This is a genomic window from Albidovulum sediminis (genome assembly GCF_025380365.1).
Taxonomy (GTDB): Bacteria; Pseudomonadota; Alphaproteobacteria; order Rhodobacterales; family Rhodobacteraceae; genus Albidovulum; species Albidovulum sediminis.
This window is the reverse complement of sequence record NZ_JAOCQF010000001.1, coordinates 1,217,054-1,237,823: the sequence shown is the minus strand read 5'-3', so window position 1 is coordinate 1,237,823 and position 20,770 is coordinate 1,217,054. Positions and strand designations below refer to the sequence as shown.

Below are 20,770 nucleotides of genomic sequence, written 5' to 3'. Positions count from 1 at the left end.
GGTTCACCGGGCGCGCCGTGGTTTACATGCCCAGCAGGCCGGGCAGGAACAGCGTCACCATCGGGATGTAGGTGACCACCATCAGGAAGGCGAGCGCGGTCAGGAGCCAGGGCCAGCTTGCCCGCGTCACCTCGGTCAGCCCCAGCCTGGAGATCGACGAGGCGACGTAGAGGTTCAGCCCGACCGGCGGGGTGCAAAGCCCGATCTCCATGTTCACCACCAGCATGATCCCGAAGTGCACCGGATCGACCCCCAGCGCCACCGCGACGGGGTAGAGGATTGGCGCCATGATCAGGACGATGGCGGAAGGCTCCATCACCATGCCGATCATCAGGAGAAGCACGTTGACGACCATCAGGAAGCCGATCTTGCCGAGGCCGAGCGAGACGATCCATTCGGACAGCGCCTGCGGGATCTGCTCGGAGGTCAGGATGAAGGCGAACATGACCGCGTTGGTGATGATGTAAAGCAGCATCGCCGACATCGCGGCCGAGTTCAGCAGCACCCGCGGCACATCGCGCAGCTTGATGTCCTTGTAGACCCAGACCGCGATGACGAAGGCGTAGACCGCGCTGACCGCCGCCGCCTCGGTCGGCGTGAAGATGCCGCCGTAGATGCCGCCCATGATGATGACGATCAGCAGAAGCCCCCAGACGCTTTCGCGGAACGCGGTCCAGCGTTCGGGCAGGGGGGAGCGGTCCATCCGCGGATAGCCGTTCTTCCAGGCCCGGTACATCGTGGTGCCGCCCAGCATGGTGGCCAGCATCAGCCCAGGCACGACCCCGGCGATGAACAGGTCGCCGATCGAGGCCGACATCACCGGCTGGCCGTCCGGCCCGGTCACGACCATGCCCGAGGTCGCGACCGCGTACATGACCATGACGATCGAGGGCGGGATCAGGATGCCGAGGCCGCCCGCCGTCGCCACGGTGCCGACGCCGAACTGCGGCGGATAGCCCTGCTTGACCATCGCCGGGATCAGGATCGAGCCCACCGCCATGACCGTCGCGGGGCTGGAGCCCGAGATCGCGGCGAAAAGGGCGCAGGCCATCACCGCGGCAAGGCCCATGCCGCCGTACCAGTGCCCGACCATCGAGGAGGCGAAGCGGATCATCCGCCGCGCCACGCCGCCGTGGGTCAGGAAGTTGCCGGCGAGGATGAAGAACGGGATCGCCATGATCTCGAACTTCTCGATCCCGGTGAAAAGCTTCAGCGCGATCGCGTCCATCGGCACGTCGGAGAAGCCGAAGAGGAAGGTGAAGACCGTGAGCCCGAGCGCGATCGAGACCGGCATCCCGGTGACGAGCAGCAGCGCGAGGATCAGGAAGATGATGAGCGCGGTCATGCGTGGCCCCCCTTGGCCAGGTCGTCGGCCTCGTCGTCGATCCCGTCGACGGCACCATGGTCGTGATGCGCGACATCACCCGTGGTCAGGTAGAGGTGCAGCGCCTGCACGAAGCGGAAGCACATCAGCGCCGAGCCGAGCGGCACGGCGAGGTAGACGATCCAGGACGGGATCTCGAGGTCGGGCGTGGTCTGCCCGCCCGCCCGAACATGCCAGACGAAGTCGGCGCCGATCCAGACGATGATGGCGGTAAAGAGGATGCCGCCCGACATGGCGACGATGGTGATCGTGCGCCGCGCGGTCCCGTGCAGGCGTTCGGCCAGGATGTCGACGCCGACATGGATGCCGGTACGCACCCCGTAGGCGGCGCCGAACTTGGCCATCCAGACGAACAGGTAGATCGTCGCCTCCTGCGCCCAGGTCATCTTGAGCGCGTTGATGGCCTTGAAGGTCGACCGGGCCATGTTGCCCAGCGTCTCGAGGTCGTTGGAGCGGGCATAGCCCACCAGGTCGGCGGCGAAGCCGATGGCGAAGCGGTGGGAAACGGACAGGAAGATGAGGATCGTCGCCACCGCGATCAGCGTGGCGATCAGCACTTCTTCCAGCCGGTCGAGAAGGCGCAGCATGGCACACCTCGCGGGGCAGGGGCTGAAACGAAGAAAGGGCGGCCCTTGCGGCCGCCCCCGGGGGTCTGGCGCTATTCGCCGACCGCGGCCTTCACGGCCGCGATGGTCTCGGCGCCGATGCGCTCGGCCATTTCCTCGTGCACCGGCTCAAGTGCTGCGACCCAGGCCGCGCGCTCTTCCTCGGTCAGTTCGTGGAACTCGGTCGTGCCGGCCGCCTGCATCGCCGCAAGCGCCTTGTCGTTTTCTTCCTTGGCGATGGAGTTGGCGTAGTCGGTCGCCTCGGCCATGGCCTTTTCAAGACCCGCGCGCACGTCCTCGGGCAGGCCGTCCCAGAACTGCTTGTTCACGATGACCGCATAGCCGAGATAGCCGTGGTTCGACAGCGTGGCGTTGGTCTGCACCTCGTTCATCTTCTGGGTGAACATGTTCGAGGGCGGGTTTTCGGTGCCGTCGACGACGCCGGTCTGCAGCGCCTGGTAGACCTCGGAGAAGGCCATGACCTGCGGCACCGCGCCAAGCGCGTTCATCTCCGCCTCAAGCACCTTCGACGACTGGATGCGCATCTTCAGGCCGAGGAAGTCGTCGGGCGTCTTCAGCGGGCTGTTGGCCGACATGATCTTGAAGCCGTTGTCCCAGTAGGCAAGGCCCGTGATCCCCTTGTCCTCCAGCTTGGCCAGCAGCGACTTGCCGACCTCGCCCTGGGTGACCTTGCGCAGCGCGTCGTAGCTGGGGAAGATGAAGGGCAGGTCGAAAACCTCGAAGTCCTGCACGCCGAGCGGGCCGAACTTGGCCAGCGAGGGGGCGAGCATCTGCACCGCGCCCAGCTGCAGCGCCTCAAGCTCTTCCTTGTCCTTGTAGAGCTGGCTGTTGGGATAGACCTCGACGTCCACAGCGCCGTTGGTATAGGCCTCGGCCAGTTCCTCGAACTTGGCTGCACCCTTGCCCTTGGGCGTGTCCGGGGCGACGACGTGGCTGAACTTGATGACGATCTTGTCCTGGGCGAAGGCCGGAGCGGCCAGCGACAGGGCAAGGGCGGTGGCGCCGGCAAGTGCTGCAAGCGTGCGACGGGTCAGCATGTGATTCTCCTCCTCAACTCCGCCCTCCTCGGCGGCATGACAACTGCATTGCCGCAAGAAGGCGCGCCGCGCTATTGTGGCTTTCCGCAATAGACAGGTCCGGGTGGGGGCGGCACAACCTGTCCCTGTTTCGATGGGCCCGTGTCGATGGGGAGGATGCGGCACGCCGAAGGACCGAAGCACCGATGCCGCCCCGAGCCTTCAGGGGCATGGCGGACCCGAGCCCTGGGCGGCCGGGAGCCTGTTGCCCTCGCGGCGATGGGACGTGCTGTCGCTGGTCCCGCTGGCCGCCATCGTGGCCCTGGTCGCGCTGGTCGGCGCCCTTGTCTGGGTCGTCGACCGTTCGGACGGCGAACGCGCCAAGGCCAAGATCGCGACCGACGCCCTTTGGGTCGAGCAGACGCTGCGCTTCCAGATGTCGGTGGACGAGGACATGCTGGTGCGCCTGGCCCTTGATGCCGCGAGCGGGGTCGCGCACGAGGTGCTGAAGGCGCGGGCGCGGCTTCACATCGCGGCCAATCCCGAGATGCTGGCGGTGCACTGGTTCGACGCCGAGGGCCGGCTCGTCTCGGCCGTGGCCGAACAGCGCGCGGGCGAGGCCGAGATGGCGCTGGTCGCGCAGGTCCTGCGGACCGGGACCGCGACCGCGCGCCCGATCTACGGACAGGTGGAAGCGGGCGTGGTCGCGATGGCGCAGCGGCTGGCCACGGTCGAGGGCGGGGTGGTCGTCGCCTCGGTCTCGCTGCCGATCATGCTGGACCGCCACATTCCCTGGTGGATCGCCGAGCAATACGGCGTCCGGCTGGCGGACACGCGCCAGACCCTGGCCGAACGCGCGCGCCGCCCGGTGGCCGAGGGCGCGCCGCAGCACCGCATCAGCTTCGACCCGCCGCTGGCGGGCAGCGTGCTGGAAATCACCGCCTACGACGGCTCTCCCATCGTCGGCAATACTGCGCTGATGGGGGCGATCGTGGCGCTGGCGGCCTTCGCGATCCTCGCGCTTCTTGTCGTGCAGCGCAACGCGCTGAGCCGGCGCCGGGCCGAGGAGAGGCTGCGCGCCGAGATGGCCTTTCGCCGATCGATGGAGGAAAGCCTGACCGTGGGGCTGCGCGCCAAGGACCACGCCGGGCGTATCCTTTACGTCAACGCGGCCTTCTGCAAGCTCGTCGATCTGCCCGCCGCGGACCTGGTCGGGCGCACACCGCCGATGCCCTACTGGTCGCCCGAGGGGATGGAGGACACGCTGGCCCGCCAGCGCCGCCTGGCCGAGGGGCCGGCGGTGCCGCAAAGCTTCGAAAGCCGGTTCCGCCGCGCCGACGGCACCCTCATCGACGTGCAGGTCTACGAGGCGCCGCTGATCGACGCGCAGGGCCGCCACCAGGGCTGGATGGGATCGGTGATCGACATCACCGAGGCCAAGCGCGCGGCACGGCTTGCCCGCGCGCAGGACGAAAGCCTGGCGCGGACCGGCCGGCTGGTCACCTTGGGCGAAATGGCCTCGACGCTGGCGCATGAGCTGAACCAGCCGCTCGGCGCGATCGCCTCCTACGCGGCGGGGGGGCTGAACCTGATGGACGCCGGCCGCGCCGACCCCGCGCTTCTGCGCACCGCGTTCGAGAAGATGGCGGCGCAGTCCCGCCGCGCCGGCCTGATCATCCGCCGCATCCAGGACTTCGTGAAGAAGCGCGCGCCGCATTTCTTCCCGCTCGACCTTGCCGAGGTCGCGGCGGATGCCATCGGCCTTCTGGCCGCCGACGCGCGCGAGATGCGGGTGCGGCTGGTGCTCGACCCGCCCGAGGCGCCGCTACCCCCGGTCCTGGCCGACCGCATCCTGATCGAGCAGGTGCTGGTCAACCTGGTCCGCAACGGCATGGAGGCCATGGCCGAGGAGCCGCGCCGGGAGGGCGGGGCGCTTGTCGTGCGGCTCGCGTGCGAGGGCGAAGCGGTGCGCGTCGAGGTCGCGGACCGCGGCGCGGGCATCCCCGAGGCGCTGGCGGAGCGGCTGTTCGACCCCTTCACCAGCACCAAGAGCCAGGGCATGGGTATGGGGCTGAACATCTGCCGGTCGATCGTGGAACTGCATCACGGCACGCTCGCCCATGCGCCGAACCCCGGCGGGGGCACGGTCTTCCGCATCCTCCTGCCGGTGGCTGGCGCCGCCGCGGATGCCCGGCACTCCGCCGAACTGGCCGCAGAAGCCGGAGAGGACAGATGAGCGCGCCCGCCGGCCTTGCCGTGCATATCGTCGACGACGAGGAGGCGCTGCGCGACGCGCTGGCGTTCCTGTTCGCCTCGCGCGGGATCGCGGCGCGGACCTGGCCCTCAGGCGAGGCGTTCCTGGCTGCCTGGCCGCAGGGCGATTGCGGCTGCATCATCCTTGACGTGCGGATGGAGGGGATGTCGGGGCCGCAGGTGCTCGACGCGCTGAACGCGCTGGACCCGCGCCCGGCCGGGTTGCCGCCGGTGATCTTCCTGACCGGCCATGCCGACGTGCCGCTGGCGGTGCAGAGCCTCAAGGCCGGGGCCTTCGACTTTCTCGAAAAACCCTTCAACGACAACCAGATCGTCGATCTGGCGATGAAGGCGATCTCGATCCGCCAGGATCGGGCGGCGCGGGCGGACCGGGTCGAAAGCCTGTCGGCACGTGAACACCAGGTCATGCAACTGATGCTCGAGGGGCAGCTGAACAAGCAGATCGCCGACCGGCTGGGCATCGCCACCCGCACGGTCGAGGTGCACCGCGCGCGCGTCCTGCAGAAGATGGGCGCGCGCAATGTGGCCGAACTCGCGCAGATCGTCGCGGGGCTTGCCTGATCCGGCAGCCACGCCGCGCCCGCCATCCCGGCCGGGAACCGGATGCCGGTCTGCGACCTTGGGAGGATTGCCCCGCGCCACGATCTGCTTCACGCTGACGTTCCGACGAGGGGGGAAGGGCGAGGCGAGGGAGGCCGCCGTGTCAGATCTGTCGCACCTGCGCGAAATCGACCAGGTCCTGTCCGGCCGCGCGGTCGGGCGCGATGCCCTCGTGGCCCAGTCCTGGCGGCGCTGCGTCGAGCAGTACGGCATGGACCCGGCCAAGCCGAGCCCTGCCCACATCGTCACCGACGCACGCCTGCGCGAACATCGAGAGCAGTCGGAGCGGCTGATCGCCATCGCCCGCAGCGGGCTTGAGGCGCTGTTTCGCCAGATCGCCGGGCAGAATTACGTCCTCCTGCTGGCCGACGCCAAGGGCGTGACGGTGGATTACTTCGGCGACCCGAAGTTCGAGGATGAACTGCGCCGGGCGGGTCTCTACCTCGGGTCCGACTGGTCCGAGGACCTCGCCGGCACCTGTGGCGTCGGCTCCTGCATCGTGACGCAGGAGGCGGTCACGATCCACCAGTCCGACCATTTCGACCTGACCCACACGCCGTTGTCCTGCACCGCGGCGCCGATCTTCGACACCGGCGGCACGCTGTCGGCGGTGCTCGACATCTCGCTCCTGCGCTCGCCCCAGCCCAAGATCAGCCAGAGCCTCGCGCTCAACCTCGTCAGGGCCAGCGTGCGGCGGGTGGAAATGGCGAACCTGATGGCGATGAACCGGGGCGACTGGGTGCTGCGGTTCTCCACCAGCCCCGAGTTCCTGGACGTGGACCCCGAGGCGGCGGTGGCGCTGGACGGATCGGGGCGGATCATCGGCATGACCCATGGCGCCGAAACCGTGCTGGCGCGGCAGGCGGACGGGCCGGTGCTGGGGCAACGGATCGACCGCTTCTTCCACCTTGGCGTCGACAGCCTGCCCGACCTGATGCGCGGGCGCCCGACCGAGGACCGGCTGATCACGCTGCGCGACGGGCAGGCGATGTTCGGCCACGCGATCGCGCCACAGTCGGAAAAGCTTCCGGCCGCGGTGCGCGATGGGGCCGGGGCGGCGTTCCAGAGCATCGGCGGCGCCGATCCGGCGATCCGGCGCCTGGTGGCCGAGGCAGCGCGGCTGGCGCCCACCGCGATTGCCCTGCTGCTGTCGGGCGAGACCGGGACCGGGAAGGAACGGCTGGCGCGCGCCATCCACACCAGCCAGCCGGGCAACCGGCCCCTTGTCGTGCTCTCGGCGGCCGCGCCCGCGTCCGACTGGGCGGCGCTGGCCGAGACGGCGGAAGGCGGGACGCTGCTTGTGGACGCGCCCGGCGATCTCGGGCCCGAGGGTCAGGCGCGGCTCTTGCAGGTTCTCGCGGGGCTCGACGCGCTGCCGGCGCGGCGCCGGCCACGGCTGATCACGGCCAGCAGCGCCGATCTGGCCCAGATGGTCCGGGCGGGCACGTTCCGGGCCGATCTCTTCTTCCGCCTGGCGGCGGCGCGGCTGGCCCTGCCGCCGCTGCGCCTGAGGCAGGATTTCGACTGGCTTCTCGACCGGATGATGCGCCAGTTCGGCCATCTGCGCCCGCAGTCGCTGCGCCTTTCGCCCGCCGCGCGGGCAGACCTGAAGGCGCGGGACTGGCCGGGCAACCTGCGCGAACTGGCCAACACGCTCGAAGTGGCGATCGCGCTGGCCGAGGGGTCGGTCATCGACCTGCCGGACCTGCCGCCCGCGCCGCTGGCCGAGGCCGGGGCCGGGGCCGCGGCGGAAGACTCGCTTGCCGACATCCTGGCGGCCTGCGGCGGGAACATGGCGCTGGCCGCACGCCGCCTTGGCGTCAACCGCTCCACCATCCTGCGCCGCGCCCGGCGCGAAGGGCTTTGGCCGGCCTGATCCGTTGCGCCTTGCGTTGCGCCTGCAACGACGGGGGCGGGAAAGTGGCCCGCCGCGCCTTCCCGGCGCGGGATTGCGGTGACAGGCGCCGCCCGGTCGGCACCCTTGCGGAAGGAGGAGCAGATCAGGGAGGACCATCAATGCTCGACACAACCGCGAATGCCGAAGTGCAGGCGCTGCTCGACAGGTTCGGGGCGGCGCTGGAGGCCGGCGACATCGCCGCTGCGACCGACTGCTTTCAGGACGACTGCTACTGGCGCGACCTCGTCACCTTTACCTGGAACATCCACACGGCGGAAGGAAAGGGCCAGATCGCCGACATGCTGACGGCGCAGCTTGCCGCCACACGGCCCGCGGGCTGGAAGATCGCCGCGGGAGAGACGGCGGCGGCGGATGGCGGCGTGACCACCGCCTGGATCGAGTTCGAGACGGGGGTGGCGCGCGGCTACGGCCTTCTCCGCCTGATCGGAGGCCGGATCTGGACGCTGCTGACCACCATGGCCGAACTCAAGGGCCACGAGGAGCACAAGGGCTTCACCCGCCCCCTCGGCGCCCGGCACGGCGCGGGCAAGCATCGCCCGACCTGGAAGGAGGAACGCGAGGCCGAGGCGCGCGAGCTTGGCTATACAAGGCAGCCCTATGTCCTCATCATCGGCGGCGGCCAGGGCGGCATCGCGCTGGGCGCGCGGTTGAGGCAACTGGGCGTGCCGACGATCATCGTCGAGAAGAACGATCGCCCCGGCGACAGCTGGCGCCGGCGCTACAAGTCGCTCTGCCTGCATGACCCGGTCTGGTACGACCATCTGCCCTACATCAAGTTCCCCGAGAACTGGCCGGTGTTCGCGCCCAAGGACAAGATCGGCGACTGGCTTGAGATGTACACGAAGGTGATGGAGCTGAACTACTGGGCGAAGACCACCTGCAAGTCTGCGAAATACGACGAGAAGACCGCTGAATGGACCGTCGTCGTCGACCGCGACGGGGAGGAGGTGGTGCTGCGGCCGAAGCAGCTTGTGCTCGCCACCGGCATGTCGGGCAAGGCGAACATGCCGTCCTATCCGGGGATGGAGACGTTCCGGGGCGACCAGCACCATTCCTCGCAACACACCGGCCCGGATGCCTACAAGGACAGGAAGGCGGTGGTGATCGGCTCCAACAACTCGGCCCACGACATCTGCGCGGCGCTGTGGGAAAACGACGTCGACGTGACCATGGTGCAGCGGTCCTCGACCCATATCGTGCGCTCCGACACGCTGATGGACGTGGGGCTGGGCGGGCTTTACTCCGAACAGGCGGTGCGGTCGGGGATGACGACCGAGAAGGCCGACCTGATCTTCGCGAGCCTGCCCTACAGGATCCTCCACACCTTCCAGATCCCGCTTTACGAGAAGATGAAGGAGATCGACGCCGACTTCTACGCCGGGCTGGAAAAGGCGGGGTTCTGGCTCGACTGGGGCGCCGACGGGTCGGGCCTGTTCATGAAGTACCTGCGCCGCGGATCGGGCTACTATATCGACGTCGGCGCCAGCCAGCTGATCATCGACGGCCAGATCAAGCTGGCCCATGGCAACGTGAAGGAAATCGTGCCCGACGGCGTGGTGCTGGAGGACGGCACGAAGCTTGCGGCCGACCTCATCGTCTATGCGACCGGCTACGGCTCGATGAACGGCTGGGCGGCGGACCTGATCGGCCGCGACGTGGCCGACAAGGTGGGCAAATGCTGGGGGCTTGGCTCCGACACGCCCAAGGACCCCGGCCCCTGGGTCGGCGAACAGCGCAACATGTGGAAGCCCACGCGGCAGGCGGCGCTCTGGTTCCACGGCGGCAACCTGCACCAGTCGCGCCACTACAGCCAGTTCCTGTCGCTGCAACTCAAGGCGCGGATGGAAGGGATCGACACGCCCGTCTACGGCGTGCCCGAGACCTGGCATCTGGGCTGAGCGCCCCCGACCCCCGACCCCGGTGCGGCCCCCGGCCGCGCCGGGGTGCATCGCGCCTTGGTCGGCGCTGCAGTCATGTAGGGCCGGCTGAAAGACCGGCGCAGGGGCGCAACCGCCATGACAGGTGCGCCAGGACGTTCCTCTCCGCCGTCGCCCGCGCGGCCACCCTCATGATCCGGCATTGACGGTCAATAAGGCTGGAACCCGGCGGCCGAAGCGAATGACGGAAGTCCGCCCGGTGCAGCCCGTCCGTCAGTCCGTGACCTTCTTCACGAACTGCGACTTGAGGCTGATCTGCCCGAAACCGGGGATCTTGCAGTCGATGTCGTGGTCGCCGGCGACAAGGCGGATCCCGCGCACCTTTGTCCCCACTTTGATCACGCTGGACGAGCCCTTGACCTTCAGATCCTTGATCACGGTGACGGTGTCACCGTCTGCGATCAGACTGCCCAGGCTGTCGCGCACCTCGGCACCAGCCTCCAGCACGGCATCGGGTGACCATTCGTGCCCGCATTCCGGGCAGGCGAGCAGGGAATCCGCCTCGTAGGTGTAGGCAGAGCGACATTCGGGGCACGGCGGCAGGGACTCGGTCATGCGCGCCCGTATACCGGGAAGATCGCGGGACGGATAGGGCGCGTGACGGCAGGGCGCCGCGCCCTCGCTCACGCCGCCTCCCGCAGCGGGCTAACGGCGGCCCTGGTCTTGAGCATCCGGAACAGGATCGCTACCGGCGCGACGAGGGCGAAGAGCGCCGCGCCGAAGAGGAGGGCGCTTTCCGGCGTCCCACTGCGGTCGAGGATCCAGCCGGCTGCCGGCGGGCTTGCCGTCGCCACCGCGTAATAGATGGTCAGGAACACGCCCATGCCGAAGGCCCGCCGCTCGGGGGCGACCGCCTGGCCGGCGAGCGCGACGATGACCCCGGCCGGTGCCATCCCGACCAGGCCGAAGATCAGGCTGGCCGCAAGGCCCGCGCCGGGCCGGCCCAGGAGCAGCATTGCCAGGACCGCGCCCGCCATGCACACGACGAGGATCGCCTCGCGGCGCCCGAAGCGGTCGGCGATCAGTCCGCAGGCCGCACCCGACAGGATCATCAGCCAGCTGCCCGCGCTGACGACCGAAGCCGCGGCCAGCGTGCCAACCCCCTGAGCCACCAGCACGCCGGGGCCGAAGCTCAGGTAGACGACATAGCCGGCGTTGAATACGCCCCAGGCGATCCCGGCACAGCCGATCAGCGCCCATTCCCGCGGCAGCAGACCCCGGATCGGCTCGGCCGATGCCGGCGGCAGGTCGTGCGGCGCCCGGTAAAGCGTCAGGACCGCAAGCGCCGACAGGGCGCAACAGGCTGCCGCCACGGCGAAGGGCACCCGCCAGCCGAACGCCCCGGCGGCCCAGGTGTGGCCGACCTGTCCCATGGCGATGCCAAACGGCCAGCTCATCACCAGAACGCTCATCGCCGTGGCGATCTCGCGGCCCTCGAACCAGTCCGCGACCATCTTGGTGAAATAGAGCGTGGCGAACAGGAAGCCCGCGCCGGCCAGCAGCCGGCCGATGCCGATGCCGCCCGGCTCTGCCGCAATCGCGGAGAGGGCGCCGCCAAGCGCCATCACCATGAGCCCCAGCCCGGCCAGCACCCGGTCCGGTGCGAACCGCCCCGCGACGCCCGCAGGCAGCGCCAGGAACAGCCCCGGCGCCATGAACAGGCCGATCATCAGGCCGATCCGGGCATTGTCGAGGCCGAAGACCCGCGACAGGTCTTCGCCGACCGCGCCCATGGTCTGGAACTGGAATCCCAGACTGACGCGGGCGGCGAAGAGAAGTGCCAGCATCCGCCAGCGCATCATGCCCAACCGAGCTGTCGAAGTGCCTGAGAATCGTTCCAGATCTTGGTCATGTGCGCGATGCGGCCGCCGTCGAACCGCATCACATATACATAGTCCGAGGCAACGGACTTGCCTGTCGGCGCGCCCGGCCCGCCCGTGCCGGTCTGGGTGCCGTGAAATACCGCCGAGGCGACCACCGTGCCCCGGCCTGCATCCGTGGCGAACGCTGTCAGGTCGTAGCGACCGTCCGGGATCGGACCCAGAAGGCCCTTCATCCACTCGGCGTAACCGGCCAGAGTCGTGACGCCGGCCAGCGCATCCGCCTGGCAGGCGAAGCTCGCGCCGTCATGGCAATAGCCCTTGCAGGCCTCCCAGCCGCCGCCGGTCTCGCAAGCCTCGAAAAAGTCGCGTGCCGTCTGTTCGATGTTCATCTGCCATCCTCCGTTTTCAGATGACCCGAGGATGCGCGCCGGCCGAACATCGGGGTATCCGGCAACTGCGGTAATTCACACCCGGCGCCTGCAGTATTCCGCTACAGCATTTGGGGGATTGCCTGATCTACTCCGGTGCAACACGATCATCGGGCAACCCAGCCACGGAAACCTTGCCCCGGTGTCGCCCGACGAAATCCTCAGCCCGCGCGAGATCGAGATCGCCCGCGCCTACGCGCAGGGCGACACCTACCAGGGCATTGCCACGCGGCTTGGCATCGCGCCCTCGACGGTGCGCACGCATCTGGCGACGATCTACCGCAAGCTCGAGGTATCCACGAAGCTGGACCTGCGCCGGCGGATCGGTGCGGACGCCTCCGCCGAGGCCGCGACAGACCTGCCGCCCCGGCCCGACAAGCCCTCGATCGCCGTTCTCGCCTTCGAGAACATGTCGGACGATCCGGGGCAGGAGTTCTTTTCGGACGCGATCACCACCGAAATCATCACGGCCCTGTCGCGGTCGCCCTGGCTGTTCATCATCGCCCGCAACACGACCTTCACCTACAAGGGACAGAACGTCGACGTCCGCCGAGTCGCCGCCGAGCTTGGCGTGCGCTTCGTCCTGGAGGGAAGCGTGCGGCGGGCCGGCGACCGGGTCCGGGTTACCGCAGAACTGATCGACGGGTTGACCGGCGGGCATGTCTGGTCCGACCGCTACGACGGCGAGACGCGGGACGTCTTCGACCTGCAGGACGCGATCACGCGGCAGGTTGTCGCCTCGATCCAGACCATCGTGCACCGCAGCACCATCGATCAGCCGGTCGAACGGCAGAGCCGCCCCGACCTGACCGTCTGGGAACTGACGATGCGGTCCTGGCACCTGCTCTACGATTTCGCCCCCGAGGCCTATGCCTCGGCCAAGACGCTGCTGGAGCGGGCGCTGGCGATCGACCCGGAAAGCGCCGAGGCGAACATGGTCCTCTCGCTCATCAATCACCACATCGCCATCCTGGGCTTCGCGCCGGATCCGCGGCCGGCGATGGAGGCCGCCTATGCCCTGGGCCGCCGCGCCACCCAGCTGGACGACCGCAACGAATATGCGCACTGGGCGCTCGGCATCAGTTGCTGGGGCCTGCAACGGCTGGACGAGGGGATCGCCGCGCTGGAGCGCGCGGTCGAACTGAACCCGAACTGCTCGCTCGCCTACGGCAGCCTCGGTACCGCGCTGGCCATTGCCGGGCGGACCGATGAAGCGATCAGGAACCAGGAAATCGCCATCCGCATGAATCCGCGCGACCCGAGCATCTTCTTCCGCTTCTCCGGCCTTGCGCTGGCCCATTACATGGCCGGCGATTTCGAGATGGCGATCAGTTGGGCCGAACGCGCGATCCACCGGATGCCGCGCTGGTATCTGGCGCATTTCCTGCTCGCGGCAAGCCATGTCGCCCTTGGACGCGGCGATCGGGCCCGTGCCGCGGCCGATGCCAGCCGGGAGGTCTTGCCGGACCTCTCTCTTGCGGATGTCGAGCGGATACCGATCCGGGACGCGGCCAGGATGCAGGAATTCCGGGATCGGCTTGAAGTCGCGGGGTATGGCTGACGCTCGTCGAGAGTGGATGGAGCGGCAAGATGCGATGCGGATGGACGCGGATCGGGCGCGAGGATGCAGGGAGGCGCGCAGCAATGCGGCGCGCTCCGTCGAGCGGTTCGATTGGCTTCCGCCTGAAGCTGCCTGGCGATGGCCACTGGGTGTTCGCGCCATCCGCCCTGCGCGCCTGCCGGGTGCTCACATTCGCAAGCTCCTGACGCGCATCTTCGGTCAATCGCGATCCGTGCCGGCGGCGCCCCCATCGGGCAGGGCAGGATCGTTGATGCCGATCAGCCCCTCGCCGTCGCGGGCAACCCCGGATGGGCAGGCATAGAGCTTGGGCATCACGACATTGCCGGAGACTTCCAGAGTGTAGTGGCGCGCCAGTTCGTCCAGGATGGCAGCCCCCAGCCGGGGGTCGGCGCGCAGGCTGCCGCGGTGTGACGCGTCCAGCCTTGGCGAATGGAACGCCGCCTCCAGCGACAGGCCGAAGTCCAGCATCAGCGCCGCGATCTGCGACACGCAAGGCATGATGAGATCCCCGCCCGAGGCCCCGATGGCGAACCGGGCCTGCCCGTCGCAGACCGCGACGGTGGGCACCATGTTGGACGAATTGATCCGCTTGCCGCCCGCCATCGAGGTGCGCAGGCCGGGGCGCGGGTCGAAGTAGCTGACGCCGTTGTTCAGCGCGAGGCCGGTTTCCGGCAGCGTGATCCCGGCGCCGAAATGATCCAGCAGCGTGTAGGTCAGGGCGACCATGTTGCCCTCGGCATCGGCTGCAGACAGCGACGAGGTCGAACTGCCGACCTCGGCCAGGGTGCCGTTGCGGGCGCGATGCGCGCGCCAGGCCACTTCCAGCGCCTCGGCATAGACGCACCAGCTTGCGGCATCCGGCGCCTTCGGCGGGACCGGCAGGCTGGCGGCAACCTGGGCCAGGAAGTCGCGCTGCCGCAGGCCGCCGCTCTGCTCGCCCGGCGTGTAGAGGGTGGCGCCGCGATGCCGCGCCTCCATCGGGGCATATTCCTGCACCTGATAGGCGGCGAGGTCGTCCAGGGTCATGCGGTTACCCTGCGCCTGCAGTTCGCGCACGAGGTCGCGGCCCAGATCGCCGCGATAGAAGCCTTCGGCGCCGGTCTCGGCCAGGCGGCGCAGGGTGCGGGCGAGGCCGGGGATCTTCAGAGGCGCGCCCGGCTGCAGCGGCGCGCCGCCGGGCAGATAGATCGCGGCGGCGGTCGCGTCCTTGGCGAGGATCGCCATTTCGGAGGCGATCATCAGCGTGCAGAACCAGCTTGCGGGGATGCCGGTCTCGGCCAGACGGATCGCGGGTTGCAGCGTCTCGGCCAGGCTCTTGCGGCCAAAGCGGCGCAGGGCGTGGTCAAATCCCGCCACGGCGCCGGGAATGGTGACGGCGCGCGCGCCTTGCGTGTTGGCGAAGTTCACGACCGCCGGGAACCCCATCGAGGTCGCGGGCAGGCCAGGATCGATCGGATAGTCGTCGGGCGTCAGGGCCTGGGGCAGGACGCCCTGAAAGTCCAGCGCAACCGCGCGCTTCTCCGCGGCAAGCCAGACGACCATGAAGCCGCTGCCGCCGATGCCGCACATCCAGGGCTCGACGGCGCCAAGGGCAAGGGCGGCGGCGACGGCGGCATCGACGGCATTGCCCCCCTGCGCCAGCAACTCGGCCCCGGCCTCGGCGGCCCGGATGTGCTGGGCCGCGACCACGCCGCCACTGCCCCGGACCGGCCGTTTCGCTGTCGACCATTGATCTGCCGCTGTCGCCATTTCCTTGCCCTTTCACGAATCGGTTGCCTGACAGTGCCTACTCAGTATATTTCACAATATATTGAAGCCGGCAAAGGGATCCTCCCGGATGAGCAAGCGCAAGAGCGACGAGGCCTATGGCGAACTGCGCCGGCGGATCATGCTGGCCGAACTGCCGCCCAACAGCCTTCTCGACGAAAAGACGCTGCAACAGTCGCTCGATTGCGGCCGCACGCCCCTGCGCGAGGCGATCCTGCGGCTGGCGCAGGAGGGCCTGGTGACGTCCATGGGGCGGCGGGGCTATGCCGTCGCCGGCGCGACGCCCGAAGATCTTCAGCGCGGCTACGAACTGCGCCGCGAACTGGAATGCTTCATCGCGGGCCTTGCCGCCGAACGCCGCACCCCGCAAGACATGGATCGCCTCGACGCCTTCCTGGCCAAGATCGAGGCCGAGATGGAATCGTGCGAGGGCAACGTCGCCTGGGAACTCGCCATCGACGAGGAATTTCACAGCCTGATCGCGCGCGCCTCGGGCAACCAGTTTGCCCAGCGCTATCTCGATTCCCTCTACGGCCTGTCGGTGCGCAGCCTTTACGTCTCGCAGGTGCCGATCACCTTCGTGCGCGAGGAATTCGATACCTACCGCCTGCTGATCGATGCCGTCCGCAGGCGCGATTCCGCGGCCGCGCGCGCGGCGATGACGGCGCACCTGACCGTCAGCCCGATCAAGGCGATTGCGCAGAAGGGGCTTCGCGACAAGGCCAGGGTGTCGTGATGCGCAGAGAGCGGCGCGAGCAGCTTCAGACGGGCCTGATGCTGGCCCCTTCGGTGCTTCTGCTGGCGCTGTTCATCCTGCTGCCGCTTTGTGTCGTGTTCGCCTACAGCTTTGCCCTGCGCGACCCCTACGGAGCGGTTCTGCCGGGCTTCACGCTGGACAACTACAGGGAGCTCGTGCAGGGCGTCTACCTAAGGGTGCTGATGAATTCCTTCTCGCTGGCCGCCTGGACGACGGGGCTTTGCCTGCTGATCGGCTATCCGGTCGCCTATTTCATCGCCTTCAAGGCCGGGCGCGCGGCGCCGGCGCTGCTCCTGCTGCTGCTGATCCCGTTCTGGATAAACTTCCTGATCCGCATTTCGGCCTGGGTGGTCCTTCTGGGGCGCGGCGGCCTGATCAACAAGGCCCTGGTCTTCTCGGGGGTGATCGACGAGCCGATCGGGATGCTGGGCACGGTCGGCGCGACGCTGGTCGGCATGGTCTATGCCTTCCTGCCGATGGCGGTCTTCCCGATCTACGCCGCGCTGACGCCGATCGACCGCAGGCTGATGGAGGCCGGCGCCGATCTGGGCGCGGGGCCGGCGGAAACCTTCGCCCGCGTCACCCTGCCGCTTTCCCTGCCGGGCGTCCTTGCGGCGGCGCTCTTCGTCTTCGTGCCGTCCATGGGGGTCTTCGCCATCCCGGTGCTTCTGGGCGGCGGCAAGGACATCATCCTCGGCAACCTCATCGTCCAGCTGTTCCTCGAGTTCCGCAACATCCCGGTCGGTGCGGCCGTCTCGATCCTGCTGCTCGGCTTCTCGGGTCTTGGGATCCTGCTTTACATGCGCGCCCTTCGGCGGGTGGAGGCGATGAAATGACCCCGCACTCCGGGAGACAGGGCTGGTTTGTCCGTCGCGTCGTCCATGGCATCTCGGGCTGGGTCACGCTTCTGACCTACCTCTTCATGCTGCTGCCCATCGTGGTGCTGATCGCCTTTGCCTTCAACGCGGGCAAGTCGACGGTGGTCTGGACCGGCTTCTCGTTCAAGTGGTTCGAGAAGGTGGTCAGCAACCGCAACATCCTTGACGCGCTTCAGGTCAGCCTGATCGTCGCCCTGGCCAGCGCCGCGGTATCGACCGCCATCGGTTCGGTCGCGGCCGTGGCGATCACCCGCCGGTCGTTCCCCGGCCGCGATGTCCTGGGGGCTGCCCTTGCGGCCCCCCTGGTCCTGCCCGAGATCGTTCTGGGCGTGGCGCTTCTGGTGTTCATGTCCTTCGCCGGCATGATCCTGGGCTACACGACCCTGATCATCGGGCATGTCCTCGTCTCGATCCCCTTTGCCACGCTGATCGTGCGGGCGGCGGCGTCCTCGCTGGACCCGCGGCTTGAGAATGCCGCGGCCGACCTCGGCGCGAACGAATGGCAGACCTTCCGCATGGTGACGTTGCCGCAACTCATGCCCGCGATCTTTACCGCCTTCATCCTGTCGGCCACGCTGTCGTTCGACAATCTGGTGATGTCCACCTTCACCTCGGGCGTCGGCACCACCACCCTGCCGCTGCGCATCTATTCGATGCTGAAGCTTGGAATCACCCCCGAAATCAACGCCTTGGGCGCGCTGATGGTCCTCGCCAACGTCACCATCCTGCTGTTGGTCATGGGCCGATACCTACCCCTCATGCTCAAGACCAACCGGCGCTGAACGGCCGGATCCGCCCACTTCCAACCAGGAGACCACCATGACACACAGACTTTCCCTCGGCCTCGCCGCCTCCACCCTGGCGCTCCTCTCGGCTGTGCCCGCCCTTGCAGAAGACCTGCGCATCTACGGCTGGGCCGGCGAGATGCCGGACGAGGTGCTTGCCGACTTCGAGGCGGAGACCGGCATCGACGTCACCTTCGACACCTTCGACAGCAATGAATCGATGATCGCCAAGCTGGATGCGGGCGGGTCGGGCTATGACCTCGTGAACCCGTCGCAATACGCGGTCCAGATCCTGATCAACCGCGGCAAGCTGGTCGAACTCGATCATTCCAAGATCGAGACATACGACAAGATCGGCCCGACCTTCCAGAACGTGTCCTATGACCCCGGCAACAAGTATTCGATCCCCTATGTCTGGGGCACGACCGGGCTGGCCTACAACAAGACCTGCGTGGATGCGCCGATCACCAGCTGGAAGTCGCTCTTCGACGAAAAGTACAAGGGCCGCATCTACATGCTCGACAACATGCTCGCCGCCTATATCGCCGGCCTGCAGGTCAACGGCTTCAGCGCCAACACATCGGACCCCGCCGAGATCGAGAAGGCGACCGAAACGCTGATCGCGCAGAAGCCGCTGCTGGCGGGCTACAACAGCACAAACTTTGCTGATCTCGTGTCCTCGGGCGAGGCCTGCATCGTGCAAAGCTGGTCCTCCTCGGTGCTGCAGGCGATCGTCGACAACCCCGATGTCGTCTATGTCCTGCCCGAAGAGGGCGGCACCATGTGGATCGACGGCTACAGCATCCTGACGGATGCACCGAACCCCGACGCGGCCTACAAGTTCCTGTCCTACATCCTGCGCCCCGAGGTCGCGGCCAAGACAACCGAACTGACCAAGACCGCGACCGTGGTGCCGGACTCCATGCCCCTGCTTCCCGCGGAAATCGGCGAAAACCCCGCCGTCTTCCCGGATGAGGCGACCATCGCGAACGCGGACTTCATCCTCGATCTCGGCGACGCGATGAAGTTCTACCAGGACGGCTGGACCAAGGTCAAAGCCGCCCCGTGATCCATCAAAGCCCTGGCGCGCGGGGATCGTCCCCGCGCGTCTTCCGCCCTGAAATCAGGCCAGAAGACATGTCCCCTTCCCTTGAAGAACCCTCACGGCCCAAGGCTGTTGTCGAGCTGAAGGGGGTCGAAAAGCGTTTCGCGGCCTTCACGGCATTGCGGCGCATGGACCTGACCATCCGCGAGGGCGAATTCTTCACCCTGCTTGGCCCCTCGGGCTGCGGCAAGACCACCACGCTGCGCCTGATCGCCGGGTTCGACCTGCCCAGCGAAGGGCAGATCCTGATCGCCGGGCAGGATGTGTCGAACATCCCGGCCCATCTGCGGCCCGTGCATACCGTCTTCCAGAACTACGCGCTGTTTCCGCACATGACGGTTCTGGACAACGTGGCCTTTCCCCTCACCGTGCGGCGCATCGGCAGGGCCGAGCGGCTTGAACGCGCGCGGGCGGCGCTGGACCTCGTGCAGATGGGTTCTTTCGCCGCGCGCAAGCCGTCGCAGCTTTCAGGCGGGCAACAGCAGCGCGTGGCGTTGGCCCGCGCGCTGGTCAACGAACCGCGGGTGCTTCTGCTGGACGAGCCGCTCGGCGCCCTCGACCTGAAGCTGCGCAAGGAAATGCAGGCCGAACTGAAGGCCATGCAGAGGCGGCTGGGCATCACTTTCGTCTTCGTGACCCACGATCAGGAAGAAGCGCTGTCGATGTCGGACCGGATCGCCCTGATGAAGAGCGGCGAGATCGTTCAGCTTGACACGCCGACGGGCCTCTATGACCGGCCGGCGAATGCCTATGTCGCCGACTTCATCGGCGAAACCAACATGATCCCGGCGCGCGTGATCTCGCAGGAGGGCGATGTCACCCTGGTCGAGGCGATGGGAACCCGGCTGCGCGTGTCGGGCAACCACGGCCACGTCGCGGGGGCCGAGGTGCAGATGGCGATCCGGCCCGAACGGGTAAGCGACGACATGCGCGAGACGGAGAACAGCGCCGAGGGCGTGCTTGCCGACGTGGAATTCATCGGGACCGATCTGCGCATGGTCTATCGGATGACCGACGGCAGCCGCGTCGTGATGCGGCAACAGAACAGCGGGCGCGCCGTTCCCCAGTTGGGCGAGACCCGGCGGCTCGGCTTCCGGCAACAGGACCTGCGGCTTTTTGGCCGCTGACAGGACACCTGCGGCTTTTCGGCCGCTGACAGGACACCTGCGGCTTTTCAGCCGCTGACAGGACAAGGACAAGCGATGACCGACATTTACCGCCTGGAAACGCTGCCCCCGCAGCTTGATGCCGAGACGACCGCGAAACTGGTCCGGGTCGAGGCCGCGACACTTGGCCATTACCTGCACACGGGCTTTGTCGATACCGCGATCCGTCCGCTGATCGTGGGGCCAAGGGTCGCGGGTGCCGCGGTCACGGTGCAGATATCCGGCCCGGATTCGACCCTGCTTTACCACGCCATGGACCGCGTCCGGCCCGGCGACCTGCTGGTGATTGACCGGGTGGGCGATCACAAGCAGGCCTGCTGGGGCGGCTTCATGGCGACGGTGGCGAAGATCCGGGGCCTTGCCGGCGTGGTCATCGACGGCGCCGTCACCGACCCCGCCGCGATCCGCGAGGCCGGTGTGCCCACCTGGGCGCGCGACACCTCGGCGGTGACGACCAAGCTTCTGAACCTGGGCGGCGGCTTCAACGTGCCGGTCTCGATCGGCGGCGTGGCTGTCAACCCCGGCGATGCCGTCCTGGCCGACGACTGCGGCGTCGTGGTGATCGAACCCCGGCGGCTGGGCAGGCTGATCGAGGTTGCCCTGGCCGACCAGGCCGAGGAAGGCGACTGGATCGCAAGGTTGCGGAAGGGCGAGATGCTGCAGGACCTGATCGACATCCGGTCGATGCTGGCAAAGAACGGAATGGAGGGATCCGGTGTCTGAG

18 protein-coding genes are annotated in these 20,770 nt (G+C 68.0%); 11 read left to right on the top strand and 7 right to left on the bottom strand.

What is annotated here, in order from left to right:
* Positions 1-22: 22 nt before the first annotated feature.
* From N5I32_RS06160 to N5I32_RS06150, 3 genes are all read right to left on the bottom strand, one after another.
* On the bottom strand, positions 23-1,345 hold the full coding sequence (locus tag N5I32_RS06160; RefSeq protein ID WP_261494514.1) for a TRAP transporter large permease: 1,323 nt from the start codon (positions 1,343-1,345) through the stop codon (positions 23-25).
* Positions 1,342-1,971, bottom strand: a complete 630-nt coding sequence (locus N5I32_RS06155) for a TRAP transporter small permease (RefSeq protein WP_261494513.1) — start codon at positions 1,969-1,971, stop codon at positions 1,342-1,344. The genes N5I32_RS06160 and N5I32_RS06155 overlap by 4 nt, the downstream gene beginning before the upstream one ends.
* A gap of 71 nt (positions 1,972-2,042) precedes the next feature.
* Entirely contained in the window at positions 2,043-3,047 is a 1,005-nt protein-coding gene (locus tag N5I32_RS06150; RefSeq protein ID WP_261494512.1) for a TRAP transporter substrate-binding protein, read from the bottom strand.
* 244 nt (positions 3,048-3,291) lie between these two features.
* On the opposite strand from N5I32_RS06150, the gene N5I32_RS06145 reads away from it, so the two are divergent.
* The 4 genes from N5I32_RS06145 to N5I32_RS06130 all read left to right on the top strand — a co-directional run bounded on the left by N5I32_RS06145 (position 3,292) and on the right by N5I32_RS06130 (position 9,716).
* Entirely contained in the window at positions 3,292-5,262 is a 1,971-nt protein-coding gene (locus N5I32_RS06145) for a two-component system sensor histidine kinase NtrB (RefSeq protein ID WP_261494511.1), read from the top strand.
* On the top strand, positions 5,259-5,861 hold the full coding sequence (locus tag N5I32_RS06140; RefSeq protein WP_261494510.1) for a response regulator transcription factor: 603 nt from the start codon (positions 5,259-5,261) through the stop codon (positions 5,859-5,861). Before N5I32_RS06145 ends, N5I32_RS06140 begins: the two co-directional genes overlap by 4 nt.
* A 139-nt stretch (positions 5,862-6,000) precedes the next feature.
* Complete coding sequence (locus N5I32_RS06135) at positions 6,001-7,776, top strand: sigma-54-dependent Fis family transcriptional regulator (protein WP_261494509.1); 1,776 nt, start codon at positions 6,001-6,003, stop codon at positions 7,774-7,776.
* A 140-nt stretch (positions 7,777-7,916) separates the two neighbouring features.
* Positions 7,917-9,716 carry an NAD(P)/FAD-dependent oxidoreductase gene (locus N5I32_RS06130; protein ID WP_261494508.1) on the top strand — a complete coding sequence of 600 codons (1,800 nt, stop codon included), beginning with the start codon at positions 7,917-7,919 and terminating at the stop codon, positions 9,714-9,716.
* Between the two features lie 252 nt (positions 9,717-9,968).
* On the opposite strand, the gene N5I32_RS06125 is transcribed toward N5I32_RS06130, so the two are convergent.
* The 3 genes from N5I32_RS06125 to N5I32_RS06115 form a co-directional block, all read right to left on the bottom strand.
* Positions 9,969-10,310 carry a zinc ribbon domain-containing protein YjdM gene (locus N5I32_RS06125; protein ID WP_261494507.1) on the bottom strand — a complete coding sequence of 114 codons (342 nt, stop codon included), beginning with the start codon at positions 10,308-10,310 and terminating at the stop codon, positions 9,969-9,971.
* A 68-nt stretch (positions 10,311-10,378) separates the two neighbouring features.
* Positions 10,379-11,554, bottom strand: a complete 1,176-nt coding sequence (locus N5I32_RS06120) for an MFS transporter (protein WP_261494506.1) — start codon at positions 11,552-11,554, stop codon at positions 10,379-10,381.
* Positions 11,554-11,967, bottom strand: a complete 414-nt coding sequence (locus N5I32_RS06115; RefSeq protein WP_261494505.1) for a nuclear transport factor 2 family protein — start codon at positions 11,965-11,967, stop codon at positions 11,554-11,556. The genes N5I32_RS06120 and N5I32_RS06115 overlap by 1 nt, the downstream gene beginning before the upstream one ends.
* A 118-nt stretch (positions 11,968-12,085) precedes the next feature.
* Here N5I32_RS06115 and N5I32_RS06110 point away from each other — a divergent pair, with 118 nt between their 5' ends.
* Positions 12,086-13,567, top strand: a complete 1,482-nt coding sequence (locus N5I32_RS06110; protein WP_261494504.1) for a LuxR C-terminal-related transcriptional regulator — start codon at positions 12,086-12,088, stop codon at positions 13,565-13,567.
* Positions 13,568-13,786: 219 nt separating this feature from the next.
* Here N5I32_RS06110 and N5I32_RS06105 read toward each other — a convergent pair whose 3' ends face one another.
* A complete protein-coding gene (locus N5I32_RS06105; protein ID WP_261494503.1) occupies positions 13,787-15,337 on the bottom strand; it encodes a gamma-glutamyltransferase in 1,551 nt (516 codons plus the stop codon).
* An 88-nt stretch (positions 15,338-15,425) separates the two neighbouring features.
* On the opposite strand from N5I32_RS06105, the gene N5I32_RS06100 reads away from it, so the two are divergent.
* From N5I32_RS06100 to N5I32_RS06075, 6 genes are all read left to right on the top strand, one after another.
* Complete coding sequence (locus N5I32_RS06100) at positions 15,426-16,091, top strand: GntR family transcriptional regulator (RefSeq protein ID WP_261494502.1); 666 nt, start codon at positions 15,426-15,428, stop codon at positions 16,089-16,091.
* Positions 16,091-16,948 (top strand): ABC transporter permease, encoded by an 858-nt coding sequence (locus N5I32_RS06095; protein ID WP_261494501.1) that lies wholly within the window; start codon positions 16,091-16,093, stop codon positions 16,946-16,948. The genes N5I32_RS06100 and N5I32_RS06095 overlap by 1 nt, the downstream gene beginning before the upstream one ends.
* On the top strand, positions 16,945-17,772 hold the full coding sequence (locus N5I32_RS06090; protein ID WP_261494500.1) for an ABC transporter permease: 828 nt from the start codon (positions 16,945-16,947) through the stop codon (positions 17,770-17,772). The genes N5I32_RS06095 and N5I32_RS06090 overlap by 4 nt, the downstream gene beginning before the upstream one ends.
* A 37-nt stretch (positions 17,773-17,809) precedes the next feature.
* Positions 17,810-18,844 (top strand): ABC transporter substrate-binding protein, encoded by a 1,035-nt coding sequence (locus N5I32_RS06085; RefSeq protein WP_261494499.1) that lies wholly within the window; start codon positions 17,810-17,812, stop codon positions 18,842-18,844.
* Between the two features lie 68 nt (positions 18,845-18,912).
* Positions 18,913-20,007 carry an ABC transporter ATP-binding protein gene (locus N5I32_RS06080; RefSeq protein ID WP_261494498.1) on the top strand — a complete coding sequence of 365 codons (1,095 nt, stop codon included), beginning with the start codon at positions 18,913-18,915 and terminating at the stop codon, positions 20,005-20,007.
* A gap of 75 nt (positions 20,008-20,082) precedes the next feature.
* On the top strand, positions 20,083-20,769 hold the full coding sequence (locus tag N5I32_RS06075) for an RraA family protein (protein WP_261494497.1): 687 nt from the start codon (positions 20,083-20,085) through the stop codon (positions 20,767-20,769).
* The last annotated feature ends 1 nt before the right edge of the window (position 20,770 follow it).

Coding starts and splice junctions, on each gene's coding strand:
- N5I32_RS06160 (WP_261494514.1), bottom strand. CDS start 1,345: ATGACCGCGCTCATCATCTTCCTGATCCTCGCGCTGCTGCTCGTCACC.
- N5I32_RS06155 (WP_261494513.1), bottom strand. CDS start 1,971: ATGCTGCGCCTTCTCGACCGGCTGGAAGAAGTGCTGATCGCCACGCTG.
- N5I32_RS06150 (WP_261494512.1), bottom strand. CDS start 3,047: ATGCTGACCCGTCGCACGCTTGCAGCACTTGCCGGCGCCACCGCCCTT.
- N5I32_RS06140 (WP_261494510.1), top strand. CDS start 5,259: ATGAGCGCGCCCGCCGGCCTTGCCGTGCATATCGTCGACGACGAGGAG.
- N5I32_RS06130 (WP_261494508.1), top strand. CDS start 7,917: ATGCTCGACACAACCGCGAATGCCGAAGTGCAGGCGCTGCTCGACAGG.
- N5I32_RS06125 (WP_261494507.1), bottom strand. CDS start 10,310: ATGACCGAGTCCCTGCCGCCGTGCCCCGAATGTCGCTCTGCCTACACC.
- N5I32_RS06120 (WP_261494506.1), bottom strand. CDS start 11,554: ATGCGCTGGCGGATGCTGGCACTTCTCTTCGCCGCCCGCGTCAGTCTG.
- N5I32_RS06115 (WP_261494505.1), bottom strand. CDS start 11,967: ATGAACATCGAACAGACGGCACGCGACTTTTTCGAGGCTTGCGAGACC.
- N5I32_RS06105 (WP_261494503.1), bottom strand. CDS start 15,337: ATGGCGACAGCGGCAGATCAATGGTCGACAGCGAAACGGCCGGTCCGG.
- N5I32_RS06100 (WP_261494502.1), top strand. CDS start 15,426: ATGAGCAAGCGCAAGAGCGACGAGGCCTATGGCGAACTGCGCCGGCGG.
- N5I32_RS06095 (WP_261494501.1), top strand. CDS start 16,091: ATGCGCAGAGAGCGGCGCGAGCAGCTTCAGACGGGCCTGATGCTGGCC.
- N5I32_RS06090 (WP_261494500.1), top strand. CDS start 16,945: ATGACCCCGCACTCCGGGAGACAGGGCTGGTTTGTCCGTCGCGTCGTC.
- N5I32_RS06085 (WP_261494499.1), top strand. CDS start 17,810: ATGACACACAGACTTTCCCTCGGCCTCGCCGCCTCCACCCTGGCGCTC.
- N5I32_RS06080 (WP_261494498.1), top strand. CDS start 18,913: ATGTCCCCTTCCCTTGAAGAACCCTCACGGCCCAAGGCTGTTGTCGAG.
- N5I32_RS06075 (WP_261494497.1), top strand. CDS start 20,083: ATGACCGACATTTACCGCCTGGAAACGCTGCCCCCGCAGCTTGATGCC.